Raw genomic sequence first — 17,701 nt, 5'->3', positions numbered from 1 at the left:
TGGGGAAGATGTACTGTTTTGACCGCACCTGTAGCCCCTGTCACCATGAATTTCCAATACCAAGCCACCGGAAGGAGCAAAGGGGTCTACAAAATGGCCCTTATGCTCATCCGGCCGGTATGCACAACAGGATTGTCGCCGGGCTTCCGGCCTTCATATTCGAGCGACAGCTCTATCCCCTTGCTCAATCGCCTTTCCCAGTTCAGGTACCAAAGCCAGTTGCTGCCATTCTGCAAGGCATCCAGCATCACAAAAGACAATGAAGTATTGGGCGCGCCGCTGTAGCGGATGTTGGCATACGTCGCTCTCGACTGGATGGTTCCCAGCGTTTTAGTAGTCAGACGGGCGTCCAGGTTGGCCGATTGGATCAGCGCCAGCTCGCCGCCATATTCAGGACTATTCCGGCGATCGTCGTATTTGTAGCCGCCGGTAAGCCTGAAGGCCGATCGCAGTATCCAGGTAAGCGAAGGCTCCAGGTTATTCTGCCGCACCAGGTAGCTCCGGCCGTCGTTCAGCGATGAGCGATAGCTTCTCTCCCCGGTTTGGGCAGCCAGGTTACCTGTCAGCGACCTCAGGAAGGTCCACCGCAGCTTTACGGCATGCCGCAGCAGGTTATTTCCCTCCAATCCGTAAGTCAGCAGCGTTTTACCGGCATTGTAAGCAGTCGTGTATTCACCGCCCCACACGGCACTGCTCCGGTTGTAGAAAAAGGTATTGCTGATAGAGGTAAGATTGGCGATGATGTTCGTATCCTGCACATTTCCGGCGAAGGGGTTGAAGGCGGAAAAGCCGGCCGTCGCCAGCACACGGTTGTTGATCTGCAGGGAAAGCTGGTCGGAGAAGCGGCTGACGAAGCGCTGCCAGCCTTTCTTTTTCCCGTTAGACACCCACAGGTTCTCCGGGTTGAGCTGCAGCGAATGGTTTAGGATTACATAGTTTACTTTTGTGTATTCATTGGTAGGCGTAATCAGCCTGATGTATTTTTTCTGATCGGGATAGAGGGCCAGCTCAAACTCGTTGGCCTGCTGTACGCCATCTTTATTATAATCGTTCCACATATAAATCCCCTGCCCTGCCGGCACCTCCACATAGGTATAGATCCGCTTCTGTTCCTGCCCCGAGCCCACCTCGTACAGCAGCGAAGGTACCAGGAAACCCTTAGCTATAGTACCGTTATACTCGACACGGCCCAGCACATTCTCTCCCTGCTCCGGCGCAACGGGCGACGGAATATGGATGAACAGCTTGCGATAAGCGCCGGTAAACGTGATCTGCTGATTGGCCCATTGGTACAAGCCAAGCTTCCCATCTATGGTATGGCCTTCATTCTGCCCCCTGAAGCCATTATTGACCACAGCCATGTCTTTGCGCAAGGTATAGTTGAGCTCCAGCCGCGTCTTGCGGTCCTCTTTGCTTTTCAGGTAAACGTTGTAGATATCGAAAGCAAAAGCCGAAGGCATCAGGGTGTCGGTAGGTGTATACCGGATCTCGTCGTGCTCTTTCTGGTAACGTGCACCCAGCGTGATCCCGCCCAGTTTCGGAAAGGTCTTTTCCAGGAAGCCGGATGGCCTGAAGTATAAGGTTTTCTGAAAAGGGCTGCTGGACTGCATCAGGTTGAAGGTAATATTTCCCCTTACCTGCTTGTGCTCGTAATTGAGGCTGACGATATTGCGATTGGCCTTATAATCGGCCCCCCGCTGATACCAGGTAAGGTTATACTGCAGGCTGCCCAATGCGTTCTTCTTCAGCTCGGTATTGTATCCTATGAGATGCTCGTCTTCCGGCTCCGCATCCTGCGGGATGTTCCAATCCCGTGCAAACTCTACATTCCGGTACGGCGCAATGGCCTTGAACCGGCTTTGCACAAACTCATAGCTCAGCTGGTTTTTCCAGCTTATAGGCTTGCGCCCCAGGCTGTCTTTCTTTCCCATAAACCGGAGCTCATCGTAAATGCCCCGTCCCGAGAAGCCCCAGTGCTCACCTTTATCCCGCGCGGAAAAAAGGTTGGGCGCGTAATTGCTGGCGCCCAGCTCCACGCTGATCCGCTTAAATGAATCGACCTGGTAAGTCGAGCCCAGGGTAAACAGCTGTTGCTTTTTGGGTGTGATCAGCAGCACTACCGGTTCATAGTTGCCCTGCAGCTGTCCGTTCGCCGGGGCGATCCAGCTGTAGGAACGGCCATTGGTGTTGGTCCCCGAAATGATATAGCTGCCTTTACCCTCTCCTACATAAGAAAAGCCAAGGGAATAACGGGCGCTGTCCTTATTGGTGGAATAAACGAAGACGCTGTCGTAGGTCGTGCCGTTCACAGTGGTGTCTACCATTTTATACAGGATCTTATTGGCCGCGAATGTATCCGTATTGATCACGCGGAAGAAAGCCTGGTCAATATCGTCGCCGATCCCTTCCAGGAAACGTTTTTGCTCCCCGGTAAGGTTCTGGGTATAAGGTTGGTTTTTGGCATCCTGATTGGAATAGGCATTGAAACGGAAATTCCATTTATTCCCCAATTGCAGCTCATCGTAGGCATAGATAAGCGTGTTGAGGTAATTCCGGTCCTGGTATTCAAATTCGAACTGTATCCTTTTATCCTTGGTAATGAGCTGCCGCGGCATAAAGGTGATCTCGCCCGTATTGTAGTTGATCACGTAGTCGCGGTCCTCCCCCCGCTCCATCAGCATGCCGTCGATGTAGACTTTTTCCGTACCGGCCAGCACGATAAAAAACTGTTCGCCGTTGTTTCCCGTAAGCTTGTAAGGCCCCTGGTTGCCTTCGATACCCTGGATAATGTTGCGTGCAAACTGTCCTTTGGCGATCGATCCGCTCAACCCGAATTTGTTCCGGACATTTTTGCTGGAAGGCAGCTCGGTCTGGTACATCAACCCCTGCACCCTCTTGGTAAAATTGATGAAATAGCTGTTGGGCCGTTCAAGGTTATAATCGCCTGCGGTAAGCTTGTGCTTCCCTTTTTCGAAGGTGATGTAAATACGGTCAAACTCCTGTATCTGCTGGGTATTCCCGTCTGGCTGAACAGGTATGTTGTTGTCGGTAACGGCCGCTTCTATCCGTACGCTATCGAGTATGTACCCGTTGAGCTGCAGGTTGAAATTGGAATTGAGCGACACGTCCTGGCTGTTGCCGACAGTAAGGCTGCGACCATAAGTCCCATTGTATTCGATGCTGCTGAAGTCGACAAAGCCGCTCATGGCCGTATCGCCCAGCGAATAACGGAAAGGAGAAAAGGGAACATTGGTTGCGATAAGGCCCGTGCTCTTGTGCGTTCGTTTACTGGTAAACAGGAAGGGCAAAACCCGGTACTGCAGCTTCAGCGAATCGGTACGGGGGAGATGCTTCCACACCAGGAAGGCCTGCTCGGGATAAAGGGTATAGCTGGAATCGGCGACATCCGCTATCCTGAAGCTGCTGCGGTCGAGCGAAAAGCTGTCGATAAAGAGCGTATCCGGACGGGCAGCCGACACTACCCTGCTGCGCAGGTTGCTGCGCACCGCCAGGGTATCTTTTGCCTGGGCCCACATATGCCGGGGCAAACAAAAGATAAGGAATACAACCAGGATCCGATATATAGACTTCAAGTACAAATGCGCCGGAAATACAACGCGAAAAGTAGGAAAATATTTCCGTACGGGATGAAGGAAAAGCGCTGTCCATGGGTTAGGAACAGCGCTTTCAACATTTTTCCCGGGGAGCATGCCGGTTTATTTTCCCAGGGCAAAAGCATAACCGAGGGTAAAGGCCAGCGCATTGTTCTTATAGCTGGAACCGCTGGCATTGGCCAGGTTGGTGAGGCCGAAGCCATATTGCACACGGGCGTAAAGGCCAATGGGCAATTGATAGCCGGCGCTGAAATTAAGACCGAAGTCCAGCGCTTTCATTTCGGTTTCTTTCGAACCGAAATCGATATCCCTTTCTCTTGTTCCGCCTAAGCCAGCCACATTACCTTCAACCTTCACCTTACCCGACAAGGCATAGCCCAGGTAAGGTCCTGCGGTCACGAAAAGGCTACCCGCATTACCAACATGATAGCGGTAGCCCAAATTGACCGGCACTTCGATGTAGTTCAGCGATATTTTTTCTTTAGCGTTGAATACGATACCTCCCAAGCTGCCGGAGGCTTCGCTTTGGGTACCTTTCATCGTATAAAAGATACCGGGCTGGATAAAAAATCCTTTCACAACAGGAATTTCCACTACGGCGCCGGCTTTGAGACCGGGACGCATGCTGGTGCCGCCGCCCGAAACAGAAGCATTGGCCAGGTTCAGGCCGGCTTCCGGCGCAATGGAGATCTGGGCCTGGGCATTGCTGATTGCTATACCGGCTGCAAGGGTCAGCATCATTTTCTTCATAGTCAATTGCATTTTGGTAAGGGTAACTTTTAAAATGACGGCGAAATTAAGGGGAAAAATGGCTTTAAACACCCGCTCCCTATAGAACAGTTTATTGCACTAAATAACAAGGACCGCCGGTTGGCAGTCCTTGTCTTCCATGATGAGGTAAAAATTATCTTTCATTCAGCTCGAAGGCATAGCCCAGGGAGAAGCCCCATACCCTGTTCTTGGAACTGGTATTGTCTGCATTGGACAGGTTAGCCAGACCCAGGCCATACTGCGCCCTTACGTAAAGACCGATGGGTGAAATATAGCCGACACTGAAGTTAGCGCCGTAGTCGATCTTTTTGGTTTCCCCGATTTTGCTGCCGAATTTGATATCGGTCTCAGTAGAAGCACCTCCAACTTCCGTTTTAGTCTTTCCGTTCATACCGATACCGATGTATGGCCCTACGGCAGCAAATACAGCACCGGCATTATCAAAATCGTAACGGTAGGCAAAATTCAGCGGTATTTCAAGATAATTGAGGGTCACTTTAGCACTTGAATTCAGAAACGATGATTTGAACTCAGTCCCTTTCACCGAATACAGAATACCTGGCTGGATGTAAAATCCTTTTACGATGCCGATGTCTACCATAGCGCCGACTTTGAAGCCGATTTTAGAGCTGCTGCTCACTTTGTCGCCACCGATTTTCTGGCTCATATTAGCGATATTGATACCCGCTTCGGGGTTAATGCTTAACTGTGCATGCGCAAATTGTGCGGCTGCTACGGCCATAGCGGCGAGAATGATTCCTTTTTTCATAATCGTGTTGTTTTAGTTGTTTGCAGGGTTAACAATAAATTTGCGTTACGGTTGATCTGCCTGTTTAGTTTGGACCAAAAACCATGCCAAAGCAGGAAATACAGGCTGATAGTAGCATTCAGGTAGCAAATGCAACAGGAAGACAAGCTATTTTCCCTTTACCCCCACGGAGATTTCCTAATAGATTCAGAAAAAGATACTATAGTCCCTAATTTTATTTTTTGGTTGGGTATATGCAGCCAATTATAGTAACTTTGGGGGCTTTTATGGCAAGAATACCCGTTTTTGCCTGGCAAGGTAACATCAACTGCATTCATTAATCATAATAAGTTCTCTATTTAAACGAAATGGAAGATTTTTCGTACATTACCAATTCCCATCCGGCTTATATTGAGTCGATCTACAACGACTATCTTAAAAATCCCCAGACTGTTGACCCCGAACTGAAGAAGTTCTTCGAAGGTTTTGATTTTGCAATAACCAGGACAAACGGGAACGGACATGCCAAGGCTGCGCCTGCCACCGGCGCCGAAAAAGAAGCCACAGCGGCCAATGTTGCTTTTGGATCAACAATTGCTGCGCCGGTAGATCTGCGGAAGGAATTTGGTGTATTCGAACTGATCAGGGCCTATCGTAAGAGAGCGCATCTTATTGCAACGACTAATCCTATCCGCCCCAGGATCGACCGTAAGCCTCATCTCGACCTTTCCGAATTTGGCCTGGGTGATGCCGATATGGATACTGAGTTTTACGCCGGCGACTTTATCGGCCTGGGTAAGGCCAAGCTGAAAGATATCTACGCCAAGCTGCATCGGATCTATGCAGGCAATATCGGCATCCAGTACACCTACATGAACCGCATGGAGGCGCATATGTGGGTGCAGAACCGCTTTGAAGAGCTGATGGAGCAGAAGTTTACGCTGCCAGAGCAGAAGCGTATCCTGGAAAAGCTGAACTACGGTGTGATCTTTGAAAAATTCCTCAACACCAAATTCATCGGCCAGAAACGTTTTGGCCTGGAAGGCGGTGAAAGCATGATCCCGGCGCTTGATGCCATGATCAATACCGCTGCCGACGGCGGCGTGCAGGAAGTCGTGATCGGCATGGCGCACCGCGGTCGCCTGAATGTGCTCACCAATATCATGCGGAAGACCTACGACCAGATCTTTTCCGAATTTGAGGGCAATATGCCCACCGATATGACTATGGGCAGCGGCGACGTGAAATACCACCTGGGTTTCCGCAGCAATATTCAAACGCCTTCGGCCAAGACGGTAAATGTACAATTGCTGCCCAACCCCTCGCACCTAGAGGTAGTGGATCCCATTGTTGCCGGCTTCTCCCGCGCCAAAGCCGATGTGCTGTATGGCAGCGATTACGATAAAATATTGCCTATCCTGATCCATGGCGATGCTGCTGTAGCCGGCCAGGGCGTGATCTATGAGCTGCTGCAGATGAGCAAGTTGAAAGGCTACGAAGTAGGCGGTACCGTTCACTTTGTAATCAACAACCAGATCGGCTTCACCACCGATTTCGACGATGCCCGTTCGGCCGACTACTGTACCAGCCTCGCGGCCATGGTGCATGCTCCCGTGCTGCACGTTAACGGCGACGATCCGGAAGCCGTAGTAAAGGCTGCTATTTTTGCGATCAACTACCGCCAGGAATTCAACGAAGATATCTTTATCGATATGGTGTGCTACCGCAAGCATGGCCACAACGAAGGCGATGAGCCTAAGTTTACCCAGCCCGGCCTGTATGCCCTTATCGAAAAGCATCCCAATCCCCGCGAGGTTTATACCCAATACCTGCTGGACAATGGCGAGCCGGAAGCCAAAGACATGGCCAAGGAAATGGAGCAGAAGTTCTGGAATGAGCTGCAGGCCCGCCTGGACGAGATCAAGCAAAAACCCATTCCTTATACTTACCAAGAGCCGGAAAAGAAATGGCAGGAGCTGCGCAAGTCTAAAAATGAAGACTTTGTTCAGTCGCCCGATACCGCTATATCTGAGGCCGAAGTGCGTGAGCTGTTCAATAAGCTGATGAGCTTCCCCGAAAACTTCAAGCCGCTGCGCAAAGTGGAAAAGCTGCTGATTGACAAGACCAAGCTGCTCGAGGCCGAGAACAAGATCGACTGGGCTACCGGCGAGCTGCTGGCCTATGCCAGCCTGCTGGTGAAAGGGCATGATGTGCGCTTAAGCGGCGAAGACGTAAAACGTGGTACTTTCTCCCATCGTCATGCCTGCATTATGGACGAGAATACCAATAAGGAATACAGCAGGCTCAATCACTTCTCCGAAGACCAGGGCCGGTTCTATATCTACAATTCCCTGCTGAGCGAATATGCGGTGCTGGGATTTGAGTACGGCTACGGCATGGCCAACCCCAACAACCTTGTGTTGTGGGAAGCCCAGTATGGCGACTTTATGAATGGCGCACAGATCGTGATCGATCAGTACATCACCAGCGCCGAGCAGAAATGGACCACGCAGAACGGTCTTGTCATGTTGCTGCCCCATGGCTATGAAGGTGGTGGTCCCGACCACTCCAGCGCCCGCCTGGAACGCTTCCTGCAGCAAGCTGCTGAGAACAATGTGTTCATCACCAACATTACTACTGCTGCCAATTTCTTCCATGCCCTGCGCCGTCAGCTGACACTGCCCTTCCGCATACCGATGATCAACTTCTCGCCCAAGGCCAACCTGCGCCACGTGCGCTCCTACTCGGCCGTAGCGGAGTTTACCCAGGGCGGTTTCCGCGAGGTGATCGACGATCCCAACGTGAAAGATGTATCCAGGGTGAAGCGCGTATTGCTCTGCAGCGGCAAGATCTATTTCGACCTGAGCGAAAAGCAACTGAACGATAACCGCGAGGATATCGCTATCATCAGGCTGGAACAGCTGTTCCCCCTGCCCCAGCAGCAGCTGAATGCCCTGTATGAAAAGTACCGGTCGGCACAATGGCTGTGGGTGCAGGAAGAGCCCCGCAACATGGGCGCAGCCTCTTTCCTGAAGATGAACCTGGAAAACATCAATATCGGCTACCTGACCCGCCAGGCCAGCGCTGCCACCGCTACCGGCTTTGCCCGCAAGCATGTGCAGGAACAGGCGATGCTGGTGAACGAAGCGTTTGCCGTATAACCGTTAATAACCTAAATAAAAGTACAGGCATAGCTATTAGGAGCTATGCCTGTTTTTTTCTGAAGGAGGCTTTTAATTAAGCTTCATATAATAGCAAAAGAAATCACCGCCGTCAGGATTGCCAAAGCATGTTGGTGTCGTGCTCCACATTTCATCCGTTGAAGATACGCCACCTTGCACATCGGAGAAATCGGCCGTACCGCCGGTAATCTGTTGCATGTCCATTTCGCTTAAGGCCTTGATCGATGCCATTTGCTTTGCTTGCTTTTTCATTTAAATGTTCATTTTATATTTCCCGCCTACTCTGTCCAAGGTTTTCGGCAATCCCTTCACGCCATCTGCAGATGAATACAAAAATAGGAATGGCGCATACAAAGGATATCCCCGTAAACAGCCATATTTTTCGGAGCAGCTCATGCATTGCGAAAGGGAATAAACCAATAACTTTGAGACATCCGTCTGGACACTTTACGGAAAGCGGCGGCCGGAGAACATTTCAACGCTATACCAATATTGAACAGCACATTGATCAGTTTCCCTGAAAACGGAAGAGGAAATGCAGCGCGGATCTAAAAAAGAATACATACAAAAGGTAAAGCAGCTACGGGAGCAGCTGTGCATGGGTATCCAGGAAGGCCTGGACCTGCTGGATCAAACCGGGGGCGATGTGGCGCAGGCTTCGGCGCGCTTTAAAGAGAAAATGCTTCGCGTCACCACAGATTTCGTAAGGCTGCCGGAAGAAAACGTTCTACCCTACCTGGAGGAGTATAAGTATGATGCCGGACGAGCCATAGACCAGATACTGGACGACTTCCGCCTGGTCGACGGCGTACCACAGCCACTGCCGGTCTATCTCCTGCACAAATACCGAAACAATAAGAAAGAGGCGGTGGAACAGCTGGCGACGCTTGTCGAAAAGAAAGCACAGCTGAAGCGTGACTGGAAATCGGTAGGCTATTATGAACATCCCTGGCTGGCCGAAGAGCTCCTGCTGCAGCTGAATGAACCTTCGCGCTGTGTGCTGGCACTAACGGAGTGGCTGCGCTTTGAAGATTCCGAAGGCTTTGAAAATGCCTTGTTCTATAATCTCGATCTGGCTGTGACGCAGATGCAGGTACTGGATCAGTCCAACCTCGCAGCCGCGCTACGCATGGCCAGGGATATCTACAACGAGCATGAAGAAACGCATCAGCAGGGACCGGCCTTTTACAAGGCCTTGAACAAGGATAAAGACTACCAGGCCGCCCGCCGTTTTTTCCTGGCCAGCCGGGAACTGCTGACCAATAAGCTCTACGACTTTATTCAAGCCAACCTGGATCAGCTGGCGCTACCGGATTGATCCCGGGCATCATCTTCCCGGCAGTATGTTTACCGTTCCTCTCTGCCCGTTCGCCTATTTTTTACCGAAGAAGATAGTTAACACAAGCCATCAGCCTCCGGAGCACGTTAATTTTAAGTTCTGGTCCTATTGTCCACCTTTAAATTTCCCTGCTATGGAATGGAGTCAGCTCCCGCTTACCCTTGCGTTTATCTTTATCGCCTTTGTATTGCCTGTGATCGGGCTGTACAAGATGTTTCAGAAAGCCGGCATACCCGCCTGGCTGGCGCTGATCCCGGTGCTCAACACCTGGCATATGCTGCGGCTTACCCGGCGCCCCAAGTGGTGGATCGCCGCCCAGCTGATCCCTTTCCTGGGTTATATTTTCACCATAGGTATTTTCCTTGAGTTTGTCCGCTGCTTCGGTAAGACGAAGTTCTACCAGCAGGCGCTTACCGCTGTAGCGCCCTTTGCCTATTTCCTCTATATCGGCTTCAACCGTAAGGACCAATACCAGGCGCCTTCCCGCCTGATCCCGGTACAGGGACCACGCAAGCTGGTACGCGAATGGGTTGATGCCGCAGCCTTTGCCGTAGTGGCCGCTACCATCATCCGCACTTTCTTTATCGAAGGCTATACCATTCCTTCCGGTTCTATGGAAGGCACTTTGCTCACCAACGATTACCTGTTCGTCAGCAAATCGGCCTATGGCGCCCGCATGCCGATGACACCGCTGGCTGTGCCCCTGGTGCACAATACGCTTCCGCTCACCGGCGGCCGGTCTTACAGCGACCTGGTACAATGGGATTACCATCGCCTGCCGGGAATGGGCAAAGTAAAACGCTACGACATCGTTGTGTTCAATGTACCGCATAATGATACCGCAATGGCCGATGCCCCCGGCCGCGACTACTACGCCGCTGTCCGCAATGAAGGCCGGGAGACCGTATGGCGCCGTACCAGTATCCTGACCAGACCCGTAGATAAGAAGGAGCACTTTATCAAGCGCTGTGTGGGCATACCTGGCGACCAGGTAGAGATCAGGGACGGGCTGCTGTATGTCAACGGTGTAAAGGGCAATAGCTTCCCGCACCAGCGTACCGACTATAGGGTACAGGCCCAAAGCGGCTTTTACCTGTCGCCCGATTATACAGAAGAGCAGCATATTCTTTACAAGGGCACCGATCAGGCAGGTAACCTCATACTTGAAATGGAGCAGCAAACAGCTGCAGCAATAGCCCAACTATCCAAAGTCGCCGCTGTAACACTTTTCACAGAGCCAAAAGGTTATCTTGACGGCAGCGGAAGGGCTACCTTTCCGCAAAACAAGGACCTGTATCCCTGGAACCAGGACAATTACGGTCCTATCCTGATCCCGGGCAAAGGCACAACCATCGACCTGAATCCCGCCACCCTGGCCTTGTACGCCCGCGCCATCCGTACTTATGAAAAGAACCGGCTCGACATACGCGACGGCCGCTACTACCTCAATGGCAAGCCGGCAACGCAATATACCTTTAAGATGAACTACTACTGGATGATGGGGGATAACCGCCATAATTCGGAGGACTCCCGTTTCTGGGGATTTGTACCCGCAGATCATATCGTGGGCAAAGCCTCCTTTGTATGGCTGAGCTATGGCGGCGATGGCGAAGACGGCCCCAGCTCCTATACAACAAAGAATGGCATCCGCTGGGATCGCTTGTTCAGGGGTGTTGGCGCTTTACAGCAGTAACGTTTTTCCCTTATTGTATTTCTCGCGGCGGCACAAAAACGCAGCGGAAAGAGCAGTCTTCTTTTGAAAAGAAGACTGCTCTTTCCACCTTTCGACTACGCTCAGGGGGACAATGCGTTATAAAGCAATACTGCTTGTCAGCGCCCAAAACATATTTATTGTCAAACAAAGTGCGACAGCAACAGAGATGCTTCCATGGCGCCCGCAGATGTCAGCATGACAATGAGATGTTTTTAGCTTTGTGCTAACGGTAGACTCCCTATTGTCATCCTGATCGCAGCTTGCGAAGCATGCGAAGAGAAGGATCCCAAGTGCTTTATCACAGTCGATGGAGACATAAACAGTCATGTTTCATTTTTCCTTCTAAAGCCATTGCCTTAGTGAGCAATAAATATAAGGAAGAGAAGTCTTCTTTTTTACTACTCCCAAACTGGTGCATCGTGCCGCAGCGGAAAGTAACCCGTACCACGAGAAAAATTAAACTTATCTTTGCGCCGCTACAAACCCGTGCTGCCGCTGTTCCGAAAGGAAGAGAGGAAAGTCCGGACAGCACAGAGCGACGCACCACCTAACGGATGGGGTTCCCTGCAAAGGGAATACAGACAGCGCCACAGAAAATAACCGCCCCGAGCTTGTCGAGGGGTAAGGGTGAAAATGTGCGGTAAGAGCGCACGATAGTTGCAGGTAACTGCAATTATGGGCAAGCCTTGCGTGATGAAATGCCCAATAGGCAGGCGATTGAGGGCTGCTCGTCCGATGCCTGCGGGTAGGCAGATAGAGTGTTGCCGCGAGGTAACACCCAGATAAATGGCAGCACCGCCGCTTGCGGCGGACAAAATCCGGCTTACAGGGTTTGTAGTTTTTTTCCAATATTCATCTGAAGCTTTTAGAACGGCGATATGGTCCGCAAGAAGATCAAAAGAGGATTGCGGGTATCCCGCTACGTGATCTACAAAGAAACGCTGGTTGACTACCGCGAGCATTTCTGGTCCTTTATCGGCGCTTTTGCCGGCATTGGTATCATCGCTTTCCTGCAGAGCCTGCAGCTGAGCCGCCTCGAAAATATTTTCCTTATCGGGTCGTTCGGCGCTTCGAGCGTGCTGGTCTATGGCGCTATTCAAAGCCCGCTGGCCCAGCCGCGCAACCTTATCGGGGGGCACCTCGTATCGGCCCTGGCGGGCGTGACCGTGGCCCAACTGCTGCCCGATATCATCTGGCTGACGGCGCCGCTCGCAGTGGCTATCTCGATTGTACTGATGCAGGTGACCAAAACCTTGCATCCGCCTGGTGGCGCCACCGCCCTGATCGCCGTGTCCAGCGGTGAAAAAATAAAGGCTATGGGCTACCTGTTTGTACTATCGCCCGTGCTGACCGGCGCCTGCATCCTGCTGCTGATGGCGCTGCTCTTCAACAATATGACACCGCACCGCCGCTACCCGACCACCAACCGTTTCACCTCTTATATCAGGGGTGTCCTCAATCGCAACAGGGATTAAAAAAATACAGCCTGCTATGCGTAGCATAACAGGCATGTAAAAAATTCACATCTCCTGTAGAGCCGTTGCATGCAACGGCTCTACGCGCAACAGCGCTATTCCCAATGCCCGTTAATTTTCATCACCTTTTCGATCACATCGCGCACGCAGCCGGCGCCGCCTTTCAGCGGGGAGATATAATGCGCGATCTGTTTGATATCGCCCACGGCATCGGCCGGACAAGCACGCAGCCCGCACAGCAGCATCGAGGCCTTGTCGGGCATATCGTCGCCCATGTACAGCAGTTCTTCTGCACGGTGCCCTCCGGCGGCCATCAGGCTGCGCAGCAGGCCCAGCTTGTCTTCTATAGCTACATGCACTTCCGTCACGCCCAGCTTATCCAGCCGGTTCCGTACGGCGAGGGTCTTCCCTCCCGAGATCACCCATACCTTATATCCTTTTTTAATAGCCAGCTGTAAGGCGTAGCCATCCTTGATATTCATACGGCGCAGCAGCTCCCCGTCTTCCTGCACATGCAGCATGCCATCGGTGAGCACGCCGTCGATATCGAATACAAATACTTTTATCGCTTCAAATAATTCAAGAACATTCATAAGGTAAAGGGTGCTTTAAGAACGGGAAGGATTCATCTGCTGTATGGACGCCGTAATGCCGGCATATACCTGCTGCCATTCGGGATGATCTTCCAGCAAAGCCAGGTGCCGGGATATGGTAGCCTCGTCGTGCCGTACGGCAGGACCAGTCTGGCTTTCGGCAGGCAGTACCCGGGCCGTCTGCTCCAGGGTCTGACGGATGATCGGCTGCAATATCTCAAAAGGCAGCTGATGGATCTCGCTGATCTTTTGCGCAATCGCCAGCAGGTGATTGGTAAAGTTATTGGCGAATACGGCATTGAGGTGCAGCATCTGCCGGCGGGTATAATCTGTTTCCAGCACCGTGCCGGAAATATCGCGGGCCAGGGCCAGGGCTGTTTCCCGGGCCCTGCCGGTATTGGCCTCCACAACCAGGGGCACCTCGTCGCTTTGTGGCAGGTTGGCCTTTTTGACCGAATACAGGGACCAGATCACCGCCAGGTCACCGGCAGTGCCGGCAATGGCCTCCAGGGGAAGCGCGCCTGCGCAGTGGATCACTACTTTTCCGTCGAAGCGCAACTGCCGGGCCACCTCAGGCAAGGCGTCATCTTTTATAGCCAGGATATAGGCGTCAGCACTATGGTCGATGTCTGAAAGTTCCGTTGTCACGGAAGGCATTCCGCAAAGTGCAGCCAGGGCCGCAGCATGGCCGGCATCGCGGCTGTACACCTGGACGAGGTCGTGTCCCTTGCGCTGCAGCCGGGTAGCAAAGAAATGGGCGATGTTGCCGGAACCGATAAAGACGATACGCATGGGGGATAGAAAAACGTTAAGCGTGTTGTATGATATAGCTTTCCATGATCCGGAATACCTTTTCCTTCAGCTCGTGCCGGTCGCTCATCGAAAGTCCTTTGGTGGGTATCGGCTCCAGGAAATGGTAACGGATGGTCTTCGGCCGCGCCCAAAGCTTGGGCTTGTTGGGTAATATTTCTTTTGTACCGAAGATCACGGCGGGCACGATCGGCTTTTGCGCGCGGATCGCTGCAATAAAGGCGCCGTCGTAAAAAGGTTGCAGCGGCGCTGTTGATTTGTTCCGGGTACCTTCTGGATACAGGCACAGGTGAATGCCCAGCCTCAGTGTTTCCTGCATACGGGTAAAGCTTTCCTTACGGCTGGCATCGGCCTTGCGGTCGACCAGGATCGAACCGGCCCGGTATATAATGCCAAACAGGGGAATCCGGGCCATTTCCACTTTAGCCAATGTTTTATTGGGACCAGGGATCCAGGGTGTGGATACCGGGATATCAACAAGAGAATTGTGATTGACTACCACGACATAATTTTCACCCTTTTTAAAATGATGCTTCCCTTTACGCCTCACCGGGCAACCTACCAGGGGCAGAAAAATGCTCATCCATATTTTATAGGTGGGGTGAATGATGCGGGCTCTTCGCGGCTCGGGGAAGAACAAGGCGATACCTGCCGGCAACATCACGACCAACATTGTCGCTACGAACAGGATCATCCCGGCAAAGAAATACAGATGCCCGGCAATTCTTTTGAAAATATTCATTCTCTTTTGAATAGAGCGGCAAAGGTAGTAAGGTCCGGCGATTCTACCTTGTCCTTTTTCCATGCTTTCATTTGCCGCGGCATCCGTCCCATTTTGTTCATCCCTTTCACCACATATAGATGTAGGAACCACATTTATAACCGTTTTTCACCCAACCTTTATAACAAAGCAACCTTTCTTAATAATAAGTAAATCAAACATTTAGAAACGCTTCCCTGGTAGCTGTGCTGCAAGTATCGGTATGCTGCAGGACAGCGGGTGGAAGGGCGCCGCCACCCTACTAGAGATTCTTAACTATTCTTTTATTTTTGTTGCAAACCGAACAAATGATATGAACAAGAACCGATACTCACTCCTGGTTTTACTGGGGCTTTTAGCTGCTTCGGAAAGCGCCCGCGCCCAATCGCCGGGCGGCGTAACCGGTAGCAATACCATATGGCTAAAAGCCAACAACGGGGTAACGCTGAGCCCGACAAATACCGTGACCACCTGGGCCGAGCAATCGGGTGCGGCGATTACCGGCGACTTTTCCACCCAGGGACCGGCGATCAATAAACCGACACACCAGCCGCCCGGTTTCCTGGCCAATGGTCTCAACTTTAACCCTTATATCCAGTTCAACAATACGGCTACACCCAATTCCGTATCCAGCGGCAATGCCGTAACCGGAACACAGATCCTGGACGGCACCTTCTGCACCATGTTCCAGGTAATACGGCTGCGCACCATGACCAGCACCGGTGTATGGGTAAAATGGCAGTGGGCGACCAATCCCTATGCGGGTCCCCGCCTCGGCAACGAGCACAACACCAGCAATCCGGGTTGCGTACGTTTCGATTTCAGGACCAATACCGGCAGCTTCTATTCTGCTACCAATATCTTTGAAAAAAGCACTATAGTGACCCAGGAAGCCGGCAGCACGCAAAAGACCATAAGGCTGAACGGCGCCCAGGATGCTTCCATTGCTGTTTCCGGCACCTTCTCTCCCGGCACCAACGCCAGCAGGATCACCCTGGGCGCGGAACCTTACGGCGACGACTATCCTACCAAGGTCGATATTGCCGAGTTCATTCTATATAAGAGAGCATTGACAGCGGCCGAACGCAATAAGGTGGAATCCTACCTGGCGGTGAAATACGGCTATACCCTGCCCCAGACCGGAGCAGATGCTACAGATTACAACTCGGGCATAGGCACCTCGATCTGGAATCATACCGGCAATGCACCTTTTATTAATAATATTACAGGTGTGGGACGGGACGACTCTTCGACCCTTGATCAGCGGCAATCGCTTTCCGTTAATACCAAGGCTATGGTAACGATGTACAACGGCAATATTGCCGGTACCTTTCCCGCGGTAAATGCCGATAACACCAATGCTTTTGCCGCAAACCATACTTATGTGCTGTTTGGCGACAACCAGGCCGATACCCTGGTCAACCTTTGCAGCAGCGACGGTCGTTTTTCCCGTATGCCCAGGACCTGGAAGGTACAAACCACCGGCGCACCCGGCGCAGTAACCCTGGCCCTGAAGAAGGCCAATGTACCTCCGCAGATCACCCAGCTGATCGTTGCCGGCGATCCGGGATTCACCACAGGCGTTACTTTCATCCCGATACAGGACAACGGCACCGAGCTGTATGCTTCGACCACATTTAACCAGCCTGCTTATTTTACCTTTGGCACAGCACCGCTGGCGCTTAACGGTGTGGTAGGTCCTGTAGTATGCGAAGGCAATAACGGCAGTGTTACCCTCAGCCCTACCGGCGGCACGGCGCCCATCAGCTATAGCTGGAATTCCACTCCTCCGCAAACCACACAGGACCTTAACGGTGTAGCGCCGGGCAACTATACGGTAACCGTTACCCAGGGCAATGGCTGTACCTTCTCCGAGAACTATACCATTACCGGTAACACTTCGCCTGTATTTATCCGCGTGAAGGACACGGCCAACACGATCTGTACCACCAGCAACGGTCTTATCGAAGTGGGCGGTATAGGCGGCACACCTTCTTACCAGTACAGCATCGACGGCGGCGCCTTTGGCGGTTCTCCCCGTTTCAACAACCTGGCAAGCGGTACACATACCATTACCATCAGGGACCAGAACAATTGTGAAAGCGATACCACCGTTACGCTGACCAATACCTCCTATAAGCTGACTGCCGAAGGCGAAGGAGAGAATGCCTGGTGCGATGCCGGCGGTCTCGGTGGTAAGGTAACGATCACCGCGGGCGGCGGCACCAGTCCTTACACCTATTTCTGGGACAACCTGCCTAATGGGAAAGGGCCTGTCATGAACAATCTGCCCAAAGGCACCTATAAAGTTATTGTGACCGATTATTATGGCTGTACCGGCGAAACCAGTGTTTCCATAGATGAAGAGTCCTGCTGTAAGATCGGTATTCCCAATGCTTTCAGCCCCAACGGCGACGGCAACAACGATAAATTCGTAGCCGTAACCAACAGGCCCATTCCCAAGTATGAGATGGCGATCTTCAACCGTTGGGGACAACGCGTATTCTATACCACCAAATTCAATGAAGGCTGGAATGGCAGCCATTACAATGACGGCGGCACCCTGGATGCCGGCACCTATTTCTACCGTATCCGCTATACCTGCGAAATGGGCAATAAGGAGTTTACCTACCAGGGCGATATTACGCTCATTAGGTAGCCAGAGATAACAATAGTAAAAGCGGCCAGGTGATCC

12 protein-coding genes and 1 other RNA gene are annotated in these 17,701 nt (G+C 52.0%); 6 read left to right on the top strand and 7 right to left on the bottom strand.

Annotated features, from left to right (window positions below):
- Nucleotides 1–86 precede the first annotated feature (86 nt).
- The 3 genes from DZC79_RS04070 to DZC79_RS04060 form a co-directional block, all read right to left on the bottom strand.
- A complete protein-coding gene (locus DZC79_RS04070) occupies nt 87–3,548 on the bottom strand; it encodes a hypothetical protein (RefSeq protein ID WP_198666765.1) in 3,462 nt (1,153 codons plus the stop codon).
- Between the two features lie 168 nt (nt 3,549–3,716).
- Nucleotides 3,717–4,364 carry a porin family protein gene (locus tag DZC79_RS04065; RefSeq protein ID WP_157976908.1) on the bottom strand — a complete coding sequence of 216 codons (648 nt, stop codon included), beginning with the start codon at nt 4,362–4,364 and terminating at the stop codon, nt 3,717–3,719.
- A gap of 154 nt (nt 4,365–4,518) precedes the next feature.
- Nucleotides 4,519–5,154 carry a porin family protein gene (locus DZC79_RS04060; protein WP_118950276.1) on the bottom strand — a complete coding sequence of 212 codons (636 nt, stop codon included), beginning with the start codon at nt 5,152–5,154 and terminating at the stop codon, nt 4,519–4,521.
- Between the two features lie 347 nt (nt 5,155–5,501).
- Here DZC79_RS04060 and DZC79_RS04055 point away from each other — a divergent pair, with 347 nt between their 5' ends.
- Nucleotides 5,502–8,294: a 2-oxoglutarate dehydrogenase E1 component gene (locus DZC79_RS04055; protein ID WP_118950275.1), complete on the top strand. Its 2,793-nt coding sequence runs from the start codon at nt 5,502–5,504 to the stop codon at nt 8,292–8,294.
- A gap of 72 nt (nt 8,295–8,366) precedes the next feature.
- On the opposite strand, the gene DZC79_RS04050 is transcribed toward DZC79_RS04055, so the two are convergent.
- On the bottom strand, nt 8,367–8,567 hold the full coding sequence (locus DZC79_RS04050) for a hypothetical protein (protein ID WP_118950274.1): 201 nt from the start codon (nt 8,565–8,567) through the stop codon (nt 8,367–8,369).
- A gap of 283 nt (nt 8,568–8,850) precedes the next feature.
- Here DZC79_RS04050 and DZC79_RS04045 point away from each other — a divergent pair, with 283 nt between their 5' ends.
- The 4 genes from DZC79_RS04045 to DZC79_RS04030 all read left to right on the top strand — a co-directional run bounded on the left by DZC79_RS04045 (nt 8,851) and on the right by DZC79_RS04030 (nt 12,843).
- Nucleotides 8,851–9,633 (top strand): hypothetical protein, encoded by a 783-nt coding sequence (locus DZC79_RS04045; RefSeq protein WP_118950273.1) that lies wholly within the window; start codon nt 8,851–8,853, stop codon nt 9,631–9,633.
- A 154-nt stretch (nt 9,634–9,787) separates the two neighbouring features.
- Nucleotides 9,788–11,347 carry a signal peptidase I gene (lepB, locus tag DZC79_RS04040; protein ID WP_198666764.1) on the top strand — a complete coding sequence of 520 codons (1,560 nt, stop codon included), beginning with the start codon at nt 9,788–9,790 and terminating at the stop codon, nt 11,345–11,347.
- A 497-nt stretch (nt 11,348–11,844) separates the two neighbouring features.
- An RNA gene (gene rnpB / locus DZC79_RS04035) (RNase P RNA component class A) lies at nt 11,845–12,210 on the top strand.
- Nucleotides 12,211–12,246: 36 nt separating this feature from the next.
- A complete protein-coding gene (locus DZC79_RS04030; RefSeq protein ID WP_118950271.1) occupies nt 12,247–12,843 on the top strand; it encodes an HPP family protein in 597 nt (198 codons plus the stop codon).
- 95 nt (nt 12,844–12,938) lie between these two features.
- Here the strand turns inward: DZC79_RS04030 and DZC79_RS04025 are convergent, their stop codons facing one another.
- The 3 genes from DZC79_RS04025 to DZC79_RS04015 are packed head-to-tail and all read right to left on the bottom strand — an operon-like array spanning nt 12,939 to nt 14,988.
- Nucleotides 12,939–13,436 carry a KdsC family phosphatase gene (locus DZC79_RS04025; RefSeq protein WP_118950270.1) on the bottom strand — a complete coding sequence of 166 codons (498 nt, stop codon included), beginning with the start codon at nt 13,434–13,436 and terminating at the stop codon, nt 12,939–12,941.
- Nucleotides 13,437–13,451: 15 nt separating this feature from the next.
- Nucleotides 13,452–14,228 (bottom strand): Rossmann-like and DUF2520 domain-containing protein, encoded by a 777-nt coding sequence (locus tag DZC79_RS04020; protein WP_118950269.1) that lies wholly within the window; start codon nt 14,226–14,228, stop codon nt 13,452–13,454.
- A gap of 16 nt (nt 14,229–14,244) precedes the next feature.
- Complete coding sequence (locus tag DZC79_RS04015) at nt 14,245–14,988, bottom strand: lysophospholipid acyltransferase family protein (RefSeq protein ID WP_157976907.1); 744 nt, start codon at nt 14,986–14,988, stop codon at nt 14,245–14,247.
- A 331-nt stretch (nt 14,989–15,319) separates the two neighbouring features.
- Between DZC79_RS04015 and DZC79_RS04010 the strand changes: the two genes are divergently transcribed.
- Nucleotides 15,320–17,665: a T9SS type B sorting domain-containing protein gene (locus tag DZC79_RS04010; RefSeq protein ID WP_198666763.1), complete on the top strand. Its 2,346-nt coding sequence runs from the start codon at nt 15,320–15,322 to the stop codon at nt 17,663–17,665.
- Nucleotides 17,666–17,701 lie beyond the last annotated feature (36 nt).

Source organism: Taibaiella helva (assembly GCF_003545695.1).
Lineage (GTDB): Bacteria > Bacteroidota > Bacteroidia > Chitinophagales > Chitinophagaceae > Taibaiella > Taibaiella helva.
The sequence above is the reverse complement of the archived record's forward strand: the minus strand, read 5'-3'. Positions and strand labels throughout refer to the sequence as shown.